At 70.4% G+C, this 17,624-nt stretch carries 18 protein-coding genes and 7 tRNA genes; 14 read left to right on the top strand and 11 right to left on the bottom strand.

Features of this window, described 5'->3' with window-relative positions:
* Positions 1-22: 22 nt before the first annotated feature.
* The 3 genes from DYZ02_RS00480 to DYZ02_RS00470 all read right to left on the bottom strand — a co-directional run bounded on the left by DYZ02_RS00480 (position 23) and on the right by DYZ02_RS00470 (position 1,560).
* A complete protein-coding gene (locus DYZ02_RS00480) occupies positions 23-670 on the bottom strand; it encodes a copper chaperone PCu(A)C (RefSeq protein WP_115684506.1) in 648 nt (215 codons plus the stop codon).
* 67 nt (positions 671-737) lie between these two features.
* Positions 738-1,304 carry a copper resistance CopC family protein gene (locus tag DYZ02_RS00475; protein WP_115686298.1) on the bottom strand — a complete coding sequence of 189 codons (567 nt, stop codon included), beginning with the start codon at positions 1,302-1,304 and terminating at the stop codon, positions 738-740.
* A 184-nt stretch (positions 1,305-1,488) separates the two neighbouring features.
* Positions 1,489-1,560 (bottom strand) — tRNA-Val (locus tag DYZ02_RS00470).
* A 253-nt stretch (positions 1,561-1,813) separates the two neighbouring features.
* On the opposite strand from DYZ02_RS00470, the gene DYZ02_RS00465 reads away from it, so the two are divergent.
* From DYZ02_RS00465 to msrB, 9 genes are all read left to right on the top strand, one after another.
* Positions 1,814-1,889 (top strand) — tRNA-Gly (locus DYZ02_RS00465).
* 19 nt (positions 1,890-1,908) lie between these two features.
* Positions 1,909-1,980, top strand: a tRNA-Val gene (locus DYZ02_RS00460).
* Between the two features lie 36 nt (positions 1,981-2,016).
* Positions 2,017-2,092, top strand: a tRNA-Gly gene (locus tag DYZ02_RS00455).
* Between the two features lie 56 nt (positions 2,093-2,148).
* Positions 2,149-2,222, top strand: a tRNA-Cys gene (locus DYZ02_RS00450).
* A gap of 16 nt (positions 2,223-2,238) precedes the next feature.
* Positions 2,239-2,310, top strand: a tRNA-Val gene (locus DYZ02_RS00445).
* 36 nt (positions 2,311-2,346) lie between these two features.
* A tRNA-Gly gene (locus DYZ02_RS00440) sits at positions 2,347-2,419 on the top strand.
* A 51-nt stretch (positions 2,420-2,470) separates the two neighbouring features.
* Positions 2,471-3,136, top strand: a complete 666-nt coding sequence (locus tag DYZ02_RS00435) for a dihydrofolate reductase family protein (protein WP_115684505.1) — start codon at positions 2,471-2,473, stop codon at positions 3,134-3,136.
* Between the two features lie 29 nt (positions 3,137-3,165).
* Positions 3,166-4,464 (top strand): glycosyltransferase family 87 protein, encoded by a 1,299-nt coding sequence (locus DYZ02_RS00430; protein ID WP_245945510.1) that lies wholly within the window; start codon positions 3,166-3,168, stop codon positions 4,462-4,464.
* Positions 4,400-4,828: a peptide-methionine (R)-S-oxide reductase MsrB gene (msrB, locus tag DYZ02_RS00425; RefSeq protein ID WP_115684504.1), complete on the top strand. Its 429-nt coding sequence runs from the start codon at positions 4,400-4,402 to the stop codon at positions 4,826-4,828. The genes DYZ02_RS00430 and msrB overlap by 65 nt, the downstream gene beginning before the upstream one ends.
* 18 nt (positions 4,829-4,846) lie before the next feature.
* On the opposite strand, the gene hemQ is transcribed toward msrB, so the two are convergent.
* Positions 4,847-5,569, bottom strand: coding sequence for a hydrogen peroxide-dependent heme synthase (gene hemQ / locus DYZ02_RS00420; protein WP_115684503.1), 723 nt, complete (start codon positions 5,567-5,569; stop codon positions 4,847-4,849).
* Between the two features lie 163 nt (positions 5,570-5,732).
* Between hemQ and DYZ02_RS00415 the strand changes: the two genes are divergently transcribed.
* Both DYZ02_RS00415 and DYZ02_RS00410 read left to right on the top strand, forming a co-directional pair.
* Positions 5,733-6,380, top strand: coding sequence for a DUF3000 domain-containing protein (locus tag DYZ02_RS00415; RefSeq protein WP_425450988.1), 648 nt, complete (start codon positions 5,733-5,735; stop codon positions 6,378-6,380).
* A gap of 9 nt (positions 6,381-6,389) precedes the next feature.
* Complete coding sequence (locus DYZ02_RS00410) at positions 6,390-7,604, top strand: HRDC domain-containing protein (protein WP_115684501.1); 1,215 nt, start codon at positions 6,390-6,392, stop codon at positions 7,602-7,604.
* Here DYZ02_RS00410 and dxs read toward each other — a convergent pair.
* From dxs to dut, 4 genes are all read right to left on the bottom strand, one after another.
* Positions 7,601-9,517, bottom strand: coding sequence for a 1-deoxy-D-xylulose-5-phosphate synthase (dxs, locus tag DYZ02_RS00405; protein WP_115684500.1), 1,917 nt, complete (start codon positions 9,515-9,517; stop codon positions 7,601-7,603). The genes DYZ02_RS00410 and dxs overlap by 4 nt on opposite strands.
* Before the next feature lie 117 nt (positions 9,518-9,634).
* Positions 9,635-10,927, bottom strand: a complete 1,293-nt coding sequence (locus DYZ02_RS00400) for a class I SAM-dependent RNA methyltransferase (RefSeq protein WP_281268957.1) — start codon at positions 10,925-10,927, stop codon at positions 9,635-9,637.
* On the bottom strand, positions 10,924-11,832 hold the full coding sequence (locus tag DYZ02_RS00395) for a DUF3710 domain-containing protein (protein WP_115684499.1): 909 nt from the start codon (positions 11,830-11,832) through the stop codon (positions 10,924-10,926). The genes DYZ02_RS00400 and DYZ02_RS00395 overlap by 4 nt, the downstream gene beginning before the upstream one ends.
* A 155-nt stretch (positions 11,833-11,987) precedes the next feature.
* On the bottom strand, positions 11,988-12,416 hold the full coding sequence (gene dut / locus DYZ02_RS00390) for a dUTP diphosphatase (protein ID WP_115686295.1): 429 nt from the start codon (positions 12,414-12,416) through the stop codon (positions 11,988-11,990).
* A 143-nt stretch (positions 12,417-12,559) separates the two neighbouring features.
* On the opposite strand from dut, the gene DYZ02_RS00385 reads away from it, so the two are divergent.
* Positions 12,560-13,090 (top strand): DUF3093 domain-containing protein, encoded by a 531-nt coding sequence (locus DYZ02_RS00385; protein WP_115684498.1) that lies wholly within the window; start codon positions 12,560-12,562, stop codon positions 13,088-13,090.
* Positions 13,091-13,179: 89 nt separating this feature from the next.
* On the opposite strand, the gene DYZ02_RS00380 is transcribed toward DYZ02_RS00385, so the two are convergent.
* Both DYZ02_RS00380 and DYZ02_RS00375 read right to left on the bottom strand, forming a co-directional pair.
* Positions 13,180-13,473 (bottom strand): DUF4193 domain-containing protein, encoded by a 294-nt coding sequence (locus tag DYZ02_RS00380; protein WP_115684497.1) that lies wholly within the window; start codon positions 13,471-13,473, stop codon positions 13,180-13,182.
* Between the two features lie 161 nt (positions 13,474-13,634).
* Positions 13,635-14,507 (bottom strand): inositol monophosphatase family protein, encoded by an 873-nt coding sequence (locus DYZ02_RS00375; protein ID WP_245945508.1) that lies wholly within the window; start codon positions 14,505-14,507, stop codon positions 13,635-13,637.
* Positions 14,508-14,590: 83 nt separating this feature from the next.
* Between DYZ02_RS00375 and ppgK the strand changes: the two genes are divergently transcribed.
* Together ppgK and DYZ02_RS00365 are read left to right on the top strand one after the other, a co-directional pair.
* Positions 14,591-15,376 (top strand): polyphosphate--glucose phosphotransferase, encoded by a 786-nt coding sequence (gene ppgK, locus DYZ02_RS00370; RefSeq protein WP_181896853.1) that lies wholly within the window; start codon positions 14,591-14,593, stop codon positions 15,374-15,376.
* Between the two features lie 61 nt (positions 15,377-15,437).
* The gene (locus DYZ02_RS00365) at positions 15,438-17,030 is read left to right on the top strand and encodes an RNA polymerase sigma factor (RefSeq protein WP_245945507.1); all 1,593 of its coding nucleotides are present in this window, start codon (positions 15,438-15,440) and stop codon (positions 17,028-17,030) included.
* Between the two features lie 53 nt (positions 17,031-17,083).
* Here DYZ02_RS00365 and DYZ02_RS00360 read toward each other — a convergent pair whose 3' ends face one another.
* Positions 17,084-17,569 (bottom strand): SMI1/KNR4 family protein, encoded by a 486-nt coding sequence (locus tag DYZ02_RS00360; RefSeq protein WP_115684494.1) that lies wholly within the window; start codon positions 17,567-17,569, stop codon positions 17,084-17,086.
* Positions 17,570-17,624 lie beyond the last annotated feature (55 nt).

Below are 17,624 nucleotides of genomic sequence, written 5' to 3'. Positions count from 1 at the left end.
TGCTGCGATCGACCGGGCTGACCTAGTGGCCCTCGTGGCCCGCCTCGCCGGCGGTGGACTGCGTCATGGAGTGGCCCATCATCTGGCCGTCCTCGCCGTAATCCTCGAAGCCCGGGATCATGGTGCGCACAGCGACGCCGGGGATCTCGATCTCCTCGCCGTCGGAGGTCTCCAGGGTGATGTCGACGGTCTCGCCGGCCGGGATCTCCGGGGCGTAGTCCATGATCATCATGTGCTCGGCGCCCGGCTTGAGCTCGAAGGTGCCGTTGGCGGGGATGACAAAGCCGCCCTCGACCTCGCGCATCACGCCGTCGACGGTCTCGTGCAGCTCGTAGCGGGCCCCGCCGAGGGAGGTGGTGAACCCGGTGACGGTGATGTCCTTGTCGGTGGTGTTGTGCAGCACGCCGAAGATGCCCGTCATCATCGTCTCCGGGTCGGTCTTGGCGCGGACGGTGCCGTTCTCGAGCTGGATGTCACCCTCGCCCTGCATCGTCGCGGCCTCGGCGGTGGTGGTCGTGGTAGCCGAGGTGGTCGCGGACGAGGTGGCCGAAGACGTGGAGGTGGTCGCCGAGGTCTCGGTCGTGGCGGCCGCGTCGTCGCCGCCGTTGGAGCAGGCCCCGAGGGTGAGGGCTGCGGCGGCGGCGATGGCGAGGGCGTAGCGCTTGTTCATTGTGTCTTCTCCAGTACCGGGGCGGCGTGGGTGGCGCCCGGTCTCGTAGGGGTTGGGGTCGGTGCCGTTAACTGTCGAGTTCCCGGCGCTTCTTCTGCTTGCCAATCACGGCGATGGCCCCTCCCGCGACGACGAGCACTCCCAGCCCCGCCCACAGCAGGGTGAGATCAGTGCTTGACGACGCCCCACCTTCGCCCCCGGCGGGATCGGGCGCCGCGGTTTCGCTCGCGGTTCCCGCGTCGGCGGGCTGGTAGGTGAACGAGGTCATGCCCTTGGTGGAGTGCCCGTCCGAGGAGATGATCTGGAAGCCGATCCGGTAGTCGCCCGGTTCGGTGTCCAGGTCGGCGGGCAGGGCGAGGGACACGGTGCGCCCCTCGAGCTCGGGCTCGCCGGTGTAGATGACCTGCCCGGTTCCCGCGTTCGAGAGCGCGAAGGTGTTGAACCCGTCCTGGACCTCGCCCGAGAACGTCAGCTCGAGGGTGTCCGGGAATTCGGTGACCACTTCCCCGTCGGCGGGAGAACCGCCGATTACCGCGTCGTGGGCGAGGGCGCCGGGGGCGCCGACGCCAACCACGAGCGCCGCGGCGCACGGCACAGTGGCGAGCGAGGCGCGAAGCGAGCGGGGAAATGCCATGGTCATCGGCCGTCTCCTTGGGGTTGAAAAAGAAAAGTGCGCGGGCCGCATGAGCCCGGCATGTGAATAGTCGGTTAACTCACCACGATAGTTCCCCCGGGGCGCCCGGAGTAACCGGCGCCACACCTTTCGCCGGGAATGCGGAAGGGCCCCGGTTGTGGTGAACCGGGGCCCTTGTCTTGCGTGGTCCTAGCTGGGTTCGAACCAGCGACCTTTCCGGTGTGAACGGAACGCTCTTCCACTGAGCCATAGGACCTGTGCTGCGATAGAACTGTACACGCTCGCACCCCGCGGGCACTAATCCGCAGGCAGGGGGCGCTTTTCGCGGGGCGTCGACAAGCGCGGGCCCGCTTCTAACCACACCGCTGTAACTCGACGGCCCAGTTTCGCCCCGTTTAGCCCCCTGACCTTTCGATTTGTCATCGCGGCGGGCGAGCGGATAAGGTTTACTCTCGCACAAAGCGCCACGGTGATGAGCGCAACAGCGGTCACCATTGCGGAGTGTGAATGCGGATGTAGCGCAGTTGGTAGCGCATCACCTTGCCAAGGTGAGGGTCGCGAGTTCGAGTCTCGTCATCCGCTCCAGGTTTTCCGGAACCTGCTCGCGCGTTTAGCTCAGCGGGAGAGCGCTTCCCTGACACGGAAGAGGTCACTGGTTCAATCCCAGTATCGCGCACAGAGGGCCCCGCCCTCCCAAGCAAATAGTGAACATGCGGATGTAGCGCAGTTGGTAGCGCATCACCTTGCCAAGGTGAGGGTCGCGAGTTCGAGTCTCGTCATCCGCTCCAAGTACATGGCGGCGGGTTTTTGCCGGCCGGGCCGGGTACTTTGGAGGTAACTCCACGGTGGATTGGTCGAGTGGTTAGGCAACGGTCTGCAAAACCGTGTACACGGGTTCGATTCCCGTATCCACCTCCAAGCCATCAGGCTTCCTGCGCGATTAGCTCAGCGGGAGAGCGCTTCCCTGACACGGAAGAGGTCACTGGTTCAATCCCAGTATCGCGCACAGAGGGTCACTGCCCCTTTTTCAGAAACAGTGAACGCGGATGTAGCGCAGTTGGTAGCGCATCACCTTGCCAAGGTGAGGGTCGCGAGTTCGAGTCTCGTCATCCGCTCAGATCACAGCCCCGGGTTCCACCAGAGCCCGGGGCTGTTACGTTGTGTCCATGGACGTTGACGCTCTGCTCGGCCCCACGCGCTCCCCCGGCACGCCCGAGGTGCGCGCGATCCTCGCCACCACCCTCTTCGGCTCGTTGACCAGGGGCGGCACCTCCGGGCCGCTGGGCAACGCGAACGACGCCGCACTGCTTGCCCGCCTGCGCGACTGGGCGGACTGCGTCCTCGTCGGCGCCGGCACGGTCCGCGCGGAAGGCTACGGCTACTGCCCCACCCCGATCGCCGTCGCGACCACCTCGCTGCGCCTCGACCCCGCCTCCACACTCTTCGACGGCGCCGTCCTCATCCTCTGCCCGGACGCCTCGCTTCACGACGCCACCCTCGCGCCCCGCCGGGACCAGCTCCGCGCCGCCGGAGCGGATATCGTCGGCACCGGATCAGGCTCTGCCGCGGAGATCCTCCGCGCGCTGCGCGCACGCGGCCACGCGCGCGTCTCCTGCGAGGGCGGGCCTTCCCTGTATTCAGCGCTGCTCGCCGAGGACCTGGTCGATGTCCTGCACGTCACCGTGGACCCGTCGGTCAGTGGCGAGGACGGCCCCGCAGGGGTGGGCTACCGTGGGCAGCTGCGCCGCTTCGCCCTCGAGGAGGCGCGGGCGGACGAGGACTCCATGCTGTTCTGCCGTTATCGCCGCCTACGGGGCGGCGCAGCGGACTAGGGCGGGCGGCCCCCGGTACGGTTAGGGGCGTGAAAGCGCCCCGACTCGAGACGATCTGGACCTCCCCCGCACCGCTGCCCTCCCCGCCAGAGGCGCGGCGTTGGATCATCGCCGGAAACGCCGCGGCGTGGCCGCTGGCCGTGCTGGTCATTGTGCACCGGCTCGTCGTTCTGGCGTGGGCTGGGTCCGTCACGGACGACTTCACCACCGTCTGGTCGGCGGCGCGGCGCTTCGTCGAGCGCGTGCCCGTCTACAACGAGGTCTACCACTACGTCGACCCGCACTACCTGTACAGCCCGGGCGCCACGCTGCTGCTCGCGCCCCTGGGGCTGATTCCCAGCGTGGACGCGGCGCGGCCCTGGTTCGTTCTGCTCAACGCCGCGGCCGTGGCGGCGGCGCTGGGCTGGCTGACCCGCCTGTCGGGCTACCGGCTCACCCATCCGCTTTTTCCGGCGGCGCTGGCGCTCGGCTTCCTCACCGAGTCGGTGACGAACACGCTGGTGTTCTCCAACATCAACGGCGTGCTGCTCGCCGTCCTCGTGGGCTTTCTCGCCGCCCTGCTGGGCGGTCGGCAGTGGGCCGCCGGGCTCCTGCTCGGCCTCGCCGTGCTGGTCAAGCCCATGTTCGCCCCGCTGCTCATCCTCCCGGCGCTGCGCCTGCAGTGGCGCGCCCTAGCCGCCGCGGTGGCGGTGCCGATGGTGCTCAACCTGCTCGCCTGGCCGCTCACCCCGGGCGTCGGGGAGTACCGCGCGCGACTGCTGCCCTACCTGGCCGAGACCCGCGACTACGCCAACTCCTCCCTGGCGGGCTTCGCGGTTTACTTCGGCATGCCCGGCTGGCTCCACGCCGTGCTCTTCGCCACCTTCGCGGCGGCGGTCGCCGTCGCCATTGCCGCCCTGGCGCGCTTCCGGTGGACGGACGGGTGGGTGTGGGCGTCGACAAGCGCGGGCGTGCTCCTTGCGGGCGTGTGCCTGCTCTCCTCGCTGGGGCAGGCGTACTACTCGATGATGCTCTTCCCCGCCGTCTTCACCGCACTGCGGCGCTCCAGCCCCCTGCACCTGCCCACGACGTGGCTGGGAATTATTCTCTGCCTGGCGCCGTTCGAGTGGGTGAGCCCGCGCTTCCCCGACGCGGGGGCGTGGCTGGGAACCTACCTGCCCACGGCCGGATGGGCGATCTTCATCGTCTCCGTCGCCGCGTGGGCGGCAGCCGCCTCGCGCACCGCGCGCGGCCGACGCGATACCCGAGAAAAGGATGGCAACAATGGTGAATCTGAACGCAGAGAACTTCCGCGACTGGACCGACGAGCAGTGGCGGGCGAAGCTTAGCCCCGAGGAATTCCACGTGCTGCGCGAAGCCGGCACGGAGCGCCCCGGCATCGGCGAGTACACCAACACCACCACGGAGGGCATCTACCGCTGCCGCGCGTGCGGGGCGGAGCTGTTCCGCTCCACCGAGAAGTTCGACTCGCACTGCGGCTGGCCCTCCTTCTTCACCCCGCTGGCCGGCGAGACCGTCATCGAGCGCGAGGACCGCTCGCTCGGGATGGTGCGCACGGAGGTGCTGTGCGCCAACTGCCACTCGCACCTCGGCCACGTCTTCGCGGGTGAGGGCTACGACACCCCGACCGACCTGCGCTACTGCATCAACTCGATCTCGCTGACGCTGGAGGAGAAGCCGGTCGAGGGCTAGGTCGAGGGCTGCCTCGCGCTACGGCAGGATCGCGACGATCTCGCCGATGTCGGCGACGCGGCGGCCCGTCTGGAACGGCAGCTCCTCGCGCACGTGGAGGCGAGCCTCCGTGTAGCGCATCTTGTGCATCAGGTCCTCGATGCGGGCAAGGTCAGCGGCCTCGAAGGCGAGCATCCACTCGTAGTCGCCCAGCGCGAAGGAGGCCACCGTGTTGGCTCGCACGTCCGGGTGGTTCACCGCGGCGCGGCCGTGCTCGGCGAGGATGCGGCGGCGGTCCTCCGGCTCGAGGATGTACCAGTCGTAGGAGCGCACGAACGGGTAGACCGTGATCCACTCCTGCGGCTCCTCCCCCATGATGAACGCGGGCAGGTGGGCCTTGTTGAACTCCGCCGGGCGGTGCAGCCCGTTGCCGATCCACCCCAGCTCCACCAGCTGGCCGAGCGTGGTCTCGCGGCGGAAGTCGGCGAGCGCCTTCTGCAGCTGCTCGAAGCGCTCCGCGTGCCACCAGATCATGAAGTCGGACTCCCGACGGGTGCCCGTGACGTCGTAGATCCCGCGCATGACAACCTCCCCGCGCTCGGCGAGGGAGTCGAAGAAGCGCTTCGCCTCGGCGACGATCTCCCCGCGCTCGGAGCCGAGCGCACCCGGGATCGCCTTGAAGGTCACCCACTGGGTGTAGCGCTGCACCTTGTTCAGCGCCTCGTAGTCGACCTCGCCGTGTGCGTTGACCTGCTCAGCCATCTGGCCCATCCTTTCTCACCCTCCGCGGGTGTATCAAACTAAAGTCGGATACCACCCTACCCCCTCTGTGCCTCCGGCGGGCGCACCGCGAGCCCCTGTCGCACCCCCGCGCCCACGGCGCGCCTCCCCCGCAACCTCCCGGCGGGTGGATACCTTGAACGGCGTGACGAACTCCGACACCTCCTCCCCGAACCCCGGGCTCGCCGCCGCCTCCGCAGCTCCCGGGACCGCCGGCACTGGCCCGGCCACCCCGGCCGAGTTCACGGCCGCCGCGGAGTCCATGCACGCCGCGAAGCTGCGCCCCGAGATCACCCTGGGTGAGATCCGGCCCCCGCAGCGCCCCGCGCCGTTCAGCCACGCCGTGGGCCTCGAGGTTGACCGGGGCGGTGACGGCTCGCATGTGCCCACCGACTCCGAGGGGGACGCCTTCGGCCGTCTCATCCTGCTGCACTCCCCGGACTCCGAGGAGGCGTGGGAGGGCTCGATGCGCCTGGTCGCCTACATCCAGGCCGACATGGACGACGCGGTGGCCTCCGACCCGCTGCTTCCCGACGTCGCCTGGCAGTGGCTCAACGAGTCCCTCGCCGAGACCGGCGCCGGATTCACCAACCTGGGCGGCACCGTCACCTCGACGGCTTCCGTCCGCTTCGGCGAGATCGGCGGCCCGCCGCGCGCCTACCAGCTGGAGATGCGCGCCTCCTGGACCGCCGAGGGCATCGACCTGGCCAGCCACGTGGAGGCCTTCTCCAAGGTCCTCGCGCACGTCGCCGGGCTGCCCCCGGAGAACGTGGCCGAGCTGCGCACGCGCTAGGCTGCACGGGTGTCTTCCCGCCCGCAGTTCGAACTCGTCGATGAGCCGCTCGCTTATCGACGCGCCGCCGACGCTCTGAACGCCGGGCGCGGCCCCTTCGCCCTGGACACGGAGCGCGCCTCCACGTTCCGCTACGACGACCGAGCGTTCCTCGTCCAGGTGCACCGCCGTGGCGCGGGCACCTTCCTCATCGCCCCGGAGGGCCACCGCAAGGAGGTGCGCCGGATCTTCGCGCCCGTCCTCGGCGGGGCCGACTGGATCCTCCACGCCGCCGGGGAGGACCTGCCGAGCCTCGCCGAGCTGGGCCTTTACCCCGGCTCCCTCTTCGACACGGAGCTGGCGGGCCGCCTCGGCGGTTTCGACCGCCCCAACCTCGCCGCCATGGTTGAGCGCTTCGTCGGCGTGACCCTGGAGAAGGGCCACGGGCGCGAGGACTGGTCCACCACGCCCCTGCCGTGGCAGTGGCAGGAGTACGCAGCCCTGGACGTGCTGCACCTCAACGAACTGGCCGAGGCGCAGGCGGAGTACCTGGAGGGGCGCGGGCTGCTCGCGGCGGCGTCCCAGGAGTTCGCGCACCTGGCCGCCCTGCCCCGCAGCACGACCGCAGCGCGCAAGACGTGGCGGGATGTGAAGGGCGTGGCCTCGCTGCGCTCGCCGGCCGAGCTGCAGGTGGCGCGCGCCCTGTGGGCGGAGCGCGACGCCGAGGGCCGCGCCACCGACACCGCCCCGAACGCGATCCTGCCGAACAAGGTGCTCGTGGACCTCGCCCGCGCGCGGCCGCTCACTCTTGCGGAGACGGCCCGGACCAAGGGCTTCCCCCGGCGCCGCCGCGGCGCGGCCGAGAGGTGGTCGGCGGTGATCCGCCGCGCCCTCGATGACGCCCCGTCCACGTGGCCATCCCCCGAACGCCGCAGCGGCGAGGTGCCGGGCAAGTCCGCCTGGGAGCGCCACCACCCCGAGTCCTGGGAGGCGCTGAGCGCCGCCCGCGCCGCCGTGGCCGGCGCCGCCGACGCCCTCGGCGTCGCCCCGGAGGTCCTGCTGCAACCCGCGATGCTGCGCCGCCTGGTCTGGGACGCAACCTCGCGCGAGGCCGGGATGTCGTGGGACACCCACGCGACAGCGGCGGCGCTCGCCCGCCTCGGGGCGCGGCCCTGGCAGGTCGAAGCCACCGCTGTGGCAGTGTCGGGCGCCCTGCGCCGCGCTACGGAAGAAGCTGCGGGCTAGTCGCCGAGCTCGCCCGCCCACTGGTGGACGGAGTCGAATGCCGACTGCGCGTCCAGGCCGTACTCCTCGAGGATCTGCCCGCGGCTGCCGTGGGGCGGGAACACGTCGGGGAAGGCGAGGTGGCGCAGGGGCGTGTCCAGCCCGGCCAGGGACATCGCCTCGCCGAGGGCGGAGCCGATGCCGCCGCGGACCACGCCGTCCTCGTAGACGACGACCATGTCCGCCGCCGCGGCGAGGTCGAGGAGCTCGGGGTTGACGGGCACGACCCAGCGCGGGTCGACCACCGTCACGCGCACGTCGCTGCCCTCGCTGCGCCGCGCGACCTCCACGGCCTGCTCCGCGAAGCTGCCCACCGCCACGATGAGCACATCGAGCTCGCTTTCCGACGCCTCTCCGGCGGGCCTGGCGAGCACATCCACGCCGCCGGGAAGCCTCTCGAGCGCGTCGATGTCCTCGCCCACGCTGCCCTTGGGAAAGCGCACGACGGTCGGCCCGTCGTCGACGGCGATGGCCTCGCGGAACTCCTCGCGCAACCGGGCCGGGTCGCGCGGCGCGGCCACCCGGATGCCGGGGACGATCGACGTCAGCGCCAGGTCCCACACGCCGTTGTGGCTGGCCCCGTCGGAGCCGGTGACGCCGGAGCGGTCGAGGACCAGCGTGACGGGCTGTTCGATCAGGCCGACGTCCATGAGCAGCTGGTCGAAGCCGCGGTTGAGAAAGGTGGAGTAGATCGCCACGACGGGGTGCAGCCCGCCGAGGGCCATGCCCGCGGCCGAGGTCACCGCGTGCTGCTCGGCGATGCCGACGTCGAAGAAGCGCTCCGGGAACTTCTCGGCGAAGGGCGTGAGCCCCGTCGGCCCGGCCATCGCGGCGGTGAGGGCGACGATGTCGTCGCGCTCGTGCGCGGCGCGCAGGAGCTCCTCCGAGAACACCGAGGTCCAGCCGGGGGCCGAGGCGGTGAGCGCCTCGCCCGTGACCGGGTCGATCACACCGGTGGAGTGCATCTGGTCGGCGCGGTTGTTCACAGCCGGGGCGAAGCCGTGGCCCTTCTCGGTCACAACGTGGATGATGATCGGCCCGTCGTAGTTGTGCGCGTAGTTCAGGGCGTTGGTCAGGGCCTTGAGGTCGTGGCCCTCCACCGGGCCGACGTACTTCATGCCCAGCTCGGGGAACATCTCGGTGGGCAAGACCTGGTACTTCACGCCCTCCTTCAGCGCGTGCAGGGCCTCGAAGGTGCGCTCGCCGACCCACCCCATCGACTTCAGGGTCCGCTTGCCGGACTCCATGACCTCGTCGTAGCCGGGCTGTATGCGGATGGCGGCCAGCTGGCTGCGCAGGTGCGTCAGGTTGTTGGCGAACCCGCCGATCGTCGGCGAGTAGGAGCGGCCGTTGTCGTTGACCACGATGACCACGTTGCGGTCGCCGTCCGCGATGTTGTTCAGCGCCTCCCAGCACATCCCGCCCGTCAGGGCGCCGTCGCCGACCACCGCCACGACGTTCTGGTGCCCGAGGCCCGCGAGGCGTTTGGCCTTAGACAGCCCGTCAGCGTAGGACAGCGCCGCGGAGGCGTGGGAGGATTCGGTCCAGTCGTGCTCCGACTCGGCGCGGCAGGTGTAGCCGGACAGGCCGCCCTTCTGGCGCAGGGTGTCGAAGAGGGCGCCGCGGCCCGTGAGGATCTTGTGCACGTAGGACTGGTGGGAGGTGTCGAAGATGATCGGCTCCTCCGGGGAGTCGAAGACGTAGTGCAGGGCCATGGTGAGCTCGACAACGCCCAGGTTCGGGCCGAGGTGGCCGCCGGTGGCGGACACCTTCTCGATGAGCAGCACCCGGATCTCGTCCGCCAGCTCCCGCAGCTCGGGAAGGCTGAGCGCCTTCAGATCCGCCGGCGACTCAATCGTGTCTAGCAGTCCCACAGTACTTCCGCACTCCTTTGACGATTGGCTGGCTCGGCCCGGGACAGGCCGGGGCCGCGTGCGCTCGGCGCGGCGCCACCGTGCTGCGGCGCCGCCCGTGAGCTAGTCTCAGCAAGTTTACACTTCGCCCACTCGCTCCGAGACTGCGCCGCGGGGGCCGGAGTGGGCGGGTTGGAGCAGGGCGACGGTCTCGAAGTGGTGGGTGCCGGGGAAGGCGTCGATAAGCTCCATGCGGCGGACGCGGTAGCCCCGCTGCCCCCACGAAGACAGGTCGCGGGCGAAGGTCGCCGGGTCGCAGCCGACGTGGATGACGCGCTCGGGAGCGGCCGCCGCGACGGCGTCGATGACCTCCTGGCCCGCCCCCGGGCGCGGCGGGTCGAGCACCACGAGGCGGGGCGCGGCGAGGTCCGCGGCCCCCGCCTCCACCTTGCGGTTGTGGCGGCCGAGGTCGAAGTCGCGCAGTCCCTCCTGCGGGCGCGCGGCGGCGGCCGGCGAGTAGTCGACCGTCTCCACCCGGCCCCCGCCGAGTGCCGCAGCGATGAAGGGAACGAACACGCCCACCCCGCCGTAGAGGTCCCAGCCCACCGCGCGCTCGTAGTCGCCCGCGCCCCACTTCTCGACGAGCCCCGCGTATGCCTCGGGGGCCGCGGCGTGCGCCTGCCAGAAGGCGGTGGCCGGGAACGAGAAGTCGTGGCCGAGCACGTGCTCGACGACGTCTCCCCCGCCCTCCACGACGGTGTCGATGCGCTCCACGCGGCGGCCGCGCTGCGCCCGCGTGGTCTCCACGACGTGGCGCCGGCCGTCGCCGTCGAGGACCGCGACGACCTCCGCGCCCGGGGTGAAGCGCCGCGCGCCCTCGCCGACGAGCCCGTCGAGGAGCCCGGGCGCCGCCTGCGCGCAGGGGGCGTCGGTGATGAGCTCGGTCGAGCGGGCGGCGCGGGTTCCGGCGCGCCCGGCGGAATCGACGCCGAGGCGCGCGCGGGTGCGCCACCCGGTACCCGGCTCGAGGGCGCGCTGCGTCATCTCCTCCGCCGGGTCGAACCCCTCCAGCACCCCGGAGCTGCGGGTGTGCGCGCCGAGCTGGCCCAGCATGACCTGTCTCTTCAGGCCGAGCTGCGCGGCCGGGGCGATATGGCTGTAGTCGCAGCACCCGGCACCGCGGGCCGCCGCCGGGCAGGCGGGCTCGACGCGGTCCGGGGAGGCGTCCACGACGTCGGCGAGCTGGGCCCGCGCCCACCTCTTCTTCGCCTTGACCACCGTCGCCGCGACGCGGTCGCCCGGCACCGCCCCGGAGACGAACACGACCCGGCCGTCGGGGGCGTGGCCGATGCCCTCGCCGCCGTGGGCCATCGCGGTGATGTCCAGCTGGAGCGTGTCGCCCTTCTCCAGCGGGGCGTCCGACCCGCTCACTGCTTGTCTTCGTTCTGGGCGGAGGGGGTGTCCATGAGCTCCTGCAGGGCGTCGGCAAGCGCGTTCGGGTTGCCGGGGGTCGGCTGCTGGCCCTGCTGGGCCCGCTGCTGCGCGGCCTGCTGGGCACCGCGCTGGCGCACGGCCTCCTGCACCTGCGCCGCGAGCTGCTGCGGCAGCACAACAGGGAGGGAGTTGCCGGCCAGGATGGGGTCGCTGCCTCGGTAGACGAAGCTGCGCGCGACGATTTCGCGGCCCAGGCTGGTCAGCTCGTCCTCCCTGCCCTCGGGCGCGGCGAGGGTCAGGCGGTAGAGCCAGCGCGGGCCCTCCACGCCGATAATGCGGATCGTTCCGTTGGCGCCGGTTCCCACGACCTCGCGGCCCCACGGGCCGGTCTCAAAGGAGACGGGCATGCCCTCCGCGCGCATCCCCTCGGCGATCTCCTCGGACGACTTCTCCCACAGCCCGCCTGTCCGCGGGGAGGCGAACGCGACGGGGGTAGCCCGGCCGTGACGGGTGACAATGTGGACCATCTTCGGGCCCGTGTCCCCCATCTCCACCTGCACCTGCGACTCCCGCGGCAGCGGGATGCGCATGGAGGACAGGTTCAGGGTGACCTGGGAAAAATCGCTGAAGTCGAAGTCCTCGATGCGCACCGCGTCGCCGTCGAATGGGCCCGATTGACCGTTGACTGCGTCGTGACCGATGACGACGGGACCCGCCGGCGCGTCCTCCTGCGCCACCTCCGGGGCTGCCGCCGCCGGGGCCGCCGCAGCGTCTTCCACAGCGGCGGTCGCGTCGGCATCCGCGCGGCGCGCCTCGTCCGCCGCGGGCTCCGCGGGAGGGGTGTCGGGGGTCGCGGCGCGGGAACCCGCGCCCTTGTTCTTGCCAAACGGCCACAGTGCCATGCTCATGTACCTTTCGTCTGCCCGCGGGCCGCGGGGCTGGTCCGGGACCGCCGGCGCGCGGCGCGCCCGGGGGGATCCCGATGTCCTCGTCTCCGACTCTAACGGCCCGGATCGGCCCGTGCGGGCCGCGGGGCGTCGGGAAGCGCTGGGCGCGATCAGTGGGTGCCGGTGGAGCCGTAACCGCCGTCGCCGCGCTGCGTGGCGTCGAGTTCGTCGACCTCGAGGAAGGTGACCAGCTCGACCTTCTGCACCACGAGCTGGGCGATGCGCATGCCCCGGGTGATCTCGATGGGCGTGCTGCGGTCGGTGTTGAGCAGGCACACCTTCAGCTCCCCGCGATATTGGGCGTCGACCGTGCCGGGGGTGTTGACGATGCTCAGCCCGTGCTTCGCGGCGAGGCCCGAGCGCGGGTGGATCAGCCCCACCGTGCCGAGCGGCAGGGCGAGCGCGACGCCCGTGCCCACCAGCGCTCGCTCTCCGGGCGCGAGGGTGAGGCTCTCGGCGGCGTAGAGGTCCGCGCCGGCGTCGCCGTCGTGGGCGCGGCGCGGCAGCGGAAGGCCCTTGTCCAGGCGCTTGATGCGCACCGGGGAGAACTCGGACGGGGCGGGGGTGGCGGCAGGCGCCGGGTCGTTGCTGTTCACCCAGACCACACTACGGCACGGCTTCCCACGCAAGTCGGCCGGTGATCGCCCTGCGGCGCGCCCCCTCAACTAAAGTTGGATGGGTGATGGACAACGCTGGGACGAATGGAAGCCGCGCGGCCGTCGGCGCGGAGGCGGGCGCCGGTGGCCCCCGGGTACTCTACCGGGAGCGGCAGTGGGCGCCGTGGTACATGTGGCTGGCCGGGGCGGGGCTCGTCCTGCTGCTCTCGGGCCAGTTCGCCCTGAACCGCAACGTGTGGTGGTTCGTCATCCCCCTCGTCGCCATCGGCGCCCTGGTGGGATGGTTCCTGCTGTGGCTGTCGCGTACCGAGATCCGGGTGGAGATGGAGCCCGACGGCACGAGGTGGCTGCTTGTCGACGACGCGAACCTCCCCTCAACCGTCGTCGCCCGCTCGATGTCTGTCCCGGCGTCGGCGCGCCAGAACGCGCTGGGCAGGCAGCTCGACCCCGCGGCGTACCTCGTCTCGCACGGCTGGGTGAGGGAGCACGCGCTCATCGTGCTCGACGACCCGGACGACTCAACCCCCTACTGGCTCATCGCGTCGAAGGACCCGGAAGCGCTCCTGGAGGCCTTCGTTCCGGAACAGCGTCGGTAAGCAGCGCCGGTAAGCAGCGCCGTTAGTAAGGCGCCACAAAGGGGAGGGAGGTTTTCGCCTCCCTCCCCTTTTCTATCGCCCGCGGAGCGCTACTCGCAGTCGAGGCAGATCTTGCTGCCGTCGTCCTCGGTGTAGGCCAACCGGTTGTTCTTCTGCACCAGGAAACAGGAGGCGCAGGTGAACTCGTCCTCCTGGCGCGGGACGACGGTGACGTTGAGCTCCTCGCCGGAGAGGTCCTGGGCGGGGATGTCGAAGGAGTCGACGATCTCGCCGTCGTCGTCCATGCTGCTACCGGCAGCTTCCGCGGCCTTGAGACCCTCGAGTGAATCCGTCTCGATCTCGTCTTCCATGCGACGACGCGGGGCGTCGTAATCGGTAGCCATCGTGACTCTCCTTAGAGCTTGGTGCTTTGTGCCTCATGACCGTCTCGCTACCAGCGAAAAGCGGCCCCTTATGTACGCTTTTCAGCGGAATAGTAAAGCATCGTGCACACCCTGTCATCTTCGCAGGTGAACAGGGGTATTCGACGCGCCCGGGCGAGTGTTTAGCCGAGCGGGTTCAGCGCGCCCGCCGCGTCGAGGAGGCCGGCGAGGTCCGCGGCGATTCCGGGCGCGGCGGCGGTGACGACGGCACCGGGCGCCTCCTCGTCGCGCAGGCCCGGGTGGTGGACGGCGGCGCCCGCCTCACTCGCGATGACCGCGCCGGCGGCCCAGTCCCACGGGTGGGTGCCGTGCTCGTAGTAGGCGTCGACCCTGCCCTCGGCGACCGCGCAGAGGTCGAGCGCCGCCGAGCCCATCCGCCGGATGTCGCGCACCTCGGGCAGGACCGCGGAGAGCATGTCCGCTTGGCGACGCCTCCACCCCGCATCGTAGGAGAAACCCGTGGCCACGAGCGCGCGGGAGACCTCGGCGGCCCGCGAGGCGCCGATCGCGCTGGTGGTTCCGCCGCGCCGCACCGTGGCTCCCAGCCCCGCGGCGGCGCTGTAGCTCTCCCCCGTCGCGGCGTTGTGCACCGCCCCCGCGACGAGCCGGCCGTCGACGGCCGCGGCCACCGACACCGCATAGGAGGGCAGGCCGTAGAGGAAGTTGACGGTGCCGTCGATGGGGTCGACGATCCACTCGACCCCCGTCGCGGACGCCCGGTTGGCGCCCTCCTCGCCGAGCACGCCGTCACCGGGGCGCAGCGCGGCGAGGCGCTCTACGATGTGGCGCTCGGCAGCCTTGTCCACCTCCGTGACGGGGTCGACCTCGCTCGACTTGGACTGCGAGGCGATCGCTCGCCCGCCCTCGGTCAGCGCGGCGCGGCGGCTGGCCACCAGCTCCGCCGCCCCCTCCGCGAGGCGGACGCAGAGGTCCCGCAGCTCGGCGTTGCTTGGGCGGTCTGTCGGTTCGGTGCTCTTCGGTTCGTTCGGCGTCATGCGGCCCATGGTGCCCCACGCATTGGTAACGCGCACCCTCGCTCGCCCGGCCACCCGCGAGCAGCTTTTGTATGCTTACGCGCATGGCACAGGCAGAAGCTTCCTCCCCGTCCGGCACAGACTCCCGCGCGTTCGGGGTGGACGTGGGCGGATCCGGCATCAAGGGCGCCGTGGTGGACCTCTCCACCGGCGAGTTCGTCGGTGACCGTCGCAAGATCGCCACGCCCCAGCCAGCCACCCCGGAGGCAGTGGCGGCGACGGTCGCGCAGATCGTCGAGGAGGCCGGCTGGAACGGCCCCGTCGGCGTCACCCTGCCCTCGGTGATCAAGGACCAGGTCGCGCTGACCGCGGCGAACATCGACCCGTCCTGGGTCGGGACGAACTGCCACGACCTGCTGTTCGCCCACCTCGGGGACCGCGGGATCGCCGTGCTCAACGACGCCGACGCCGCCGGCCTGGCCGAGGTCGCCCACGGCGAGGCCGCCGCCCGGGAGGGCGCCGTCATCTTCCTCACCTTCGGCACGGGCATCGGCTCCGCCTTCTTCGCCGACGGCGAGCTCTTCGCCAACACGGAGCTCGGCCACATGATCATCGACGGCCGCGAGGCCGAGCACATCGCCTCCTCGGCGGTCAAGGACCGCGAGGAGCTCAGCTACGAGGAGTGGGCGGGCCGCGTCAGCACCGTCCTGCTCGAGTACGAGAGGCTGTTCAACCCCGCGGCCTTCATTGTCGGCGGCGGAATCTCGCGCAAGGCGGACAAGTGGGTCCCGCTTCTCGACGTCACCACGCCCGTCCACCCCGCCCGCCTGCGCAACCGGGCCGGGATCGTCGGCGCGGCGATGGCGGCGGCCAGGCACGTGGCGCCGTAGGTAGGCGTCGTGAAGCGTGACCGACCCGACGCCCTGCGCTCTCGCGGGTTCGGGTACGGTGGTGCGACGAACTGAGATACATCCCGCGGTAACGCAATCCCGGAATAGGAGCGTCGCCGCGGCCGTTAATCATGTCGGTCATGAAAATGCAACCCCGTTTGCGTACTCTGGGGTGTCTAAGAGTGCGGAACGCAAGTACCGACAAGGCGAAAGGGCGTACGTGGCAACCAGCGAAACTTCCGGCAACACCACGGTCGACGGCTCGGCGACCGTCGAGGTAAACGGTGCGGCGGGCGGCGGCGCAACGCGGGCGACCAAGAAAACCGCCAAGAAGACGGCCCGCAAGACGGCCAAGAAGGCCGTGAAGAAGAACGCCAAGAAAACGGCGAAGAAGACCGCGCGCAAAGCCGCCAAGAAGACGGTGAAGAAGACCGCGGCGAAGAAGGCCACGGCCAAGCACTCCTCCGCCGAGGGCGCCGTAGAAGAAGAGGAGCTCACCCTCACCGACGACGCCGACCAGGACTACGACCCCCTGCTCACCGACGAGGAGGACGGGGACTTCGATGACGAGCTCGCCGACGACGAGGAGATCGACGGCGACCTCGAGAAAGATGACGACGAGGACGAGGAAGAGGAGGAGGACGAGGGCTCCTCCGTCTGGGACATCGAGGAGTCCGCCGCCCTGCGGCAGGCGCGCAAGGACGCCCAGCTCACCGCCTCCGCGGACTCGGTTCGCGCCTACCTCAAGCAGATCGGCAAGGTCGCGCTTCTCGACGCCGAACAGGAGGTCTCCCTGGCCAAGCGCATCGAGGCCGGCCTCTACGCGCAGCACCGTCTCGACGAGATGGAGCGCGCCGCCGCCGAGGGCGACAAGGACGCCAAGCTCACCCCCGCGGTCAAGCGCGACCTGCGCGCCGTCGCCCGCGACGGGCGCAAGGCCAAGAACCACCTGCTCGAGGCGAACCTCCGCCTCGTCGTCTCGCTGGCCAAGCGCTACACCGGTCGCGGCATGGCCTTCCTCGACCTCATCCAGGAGGGCAACCTCGGCCTCATCCGCGCCGTGGAGAAGTTCGACTACTCCAAGGGCTACAAGTTCTCCACCTACGCCACCTGGTGGATCCGCCAGGCAATCACCCGCGCGATGGCCGACCAGGCCCGAACCATCCGCATTCCGGTGCACATGGTGGAGGTCATCAACAAGCTCGGCCGCATTCAGCGCGAGCTCCTGCAGGACCTGGGCCGCGAGCCCACCCCGCAGGAGCTGGCGAAGGAGATGGACATCACCGAGGAGAAGGTCCTCGAGATCCAGCAGTACGCCCGCGAGCCGATCTCCCTCGACCAGACCATCGGCGACGAGGGCGACAGTCAGCTCGGCGACTTCATCGAGGACTCCGAGGCTGTCGTCGCCGTCGACGCCGTCTCCTTCACCCTGCTGCAGGACCAGCTCCAGGACGTCCTCCACACGCTGTCCGAACGCGAGGCCGGCGTGGTGCGCCTGCGCTTCGGCCTCACCGACGGCATGCCCCGTACCCTCGACGAGATCGGCCAGGTCTACGGCGTGACCCGCGAGCGCATCCGCCAGATCGAGTCCAAGACCATGTCGAAGCTGCGCCACCCCTCGCGCTCCCAGGTTCTGCGCGACTACCTGGATTAAGGCGCGTAAAAGGGGCACCCACGGTGGGTGCCCTTTTCTTTGTGCGTGCGCCCTTAGCTCTCCCCCGGGTCCGCCGCCAGCAGTACGAGGAACCCCGAGAAGCTATCAGCGAGGATGCGGGGCGGGTCGTTGTCCTCGGCGTACTCGGGTTCCCAGATGCTCACGCTGCCGTCGCGGTGGAGCAGGAAGAGCTCGTGAAAGCCCGACTGCCCCTCCCCGATCGCCATGGTCGCCTCGGGGAGCTCGAAGTCGAGCGCCATGTCTTCGTTGAGGGCGACGATGTCGTTCTCCTCGCCGCCGTACAGGCTGTCGAGGGTGAGGTCCACCTCCCCGTCCCCGTCGAGGATGTAGCCGTGGTCGAGGCGCACACGGCCGCCGCCGTGCGTGGTGAGAAACTCCCGGTAGTCGCCCGGCAACGCAGCGCCGAAGAAGCGCTCGACTGCGCCGACTGCCGCCCCGTCGAGCGGCGCGGGCTCGGACTCCATGATCTCGGTGTAGTTCGTCGCTGTTCCTTCCGTTGGATCGAGGTGGCTACCCATTATGGCAGAGGACCGCCTCCCGCGGGAGAGCTTGCCGAGCCCAGGGTGACCTGGC

It is taken from the genome of Corynebacterium senegalense (assembly GCF_900411315.1).
Lineage (GTDB): Bacteria > Actinomycetota > Actinomycetes > Mycobacteriales > Mycobacteriaceae > Corynebacterium > Corynebacterium senegalense.
Note: the sequence above shows the minus strand (reverse complement) of the source record. Positions and strands in the feature narration are given on the sequence as shown.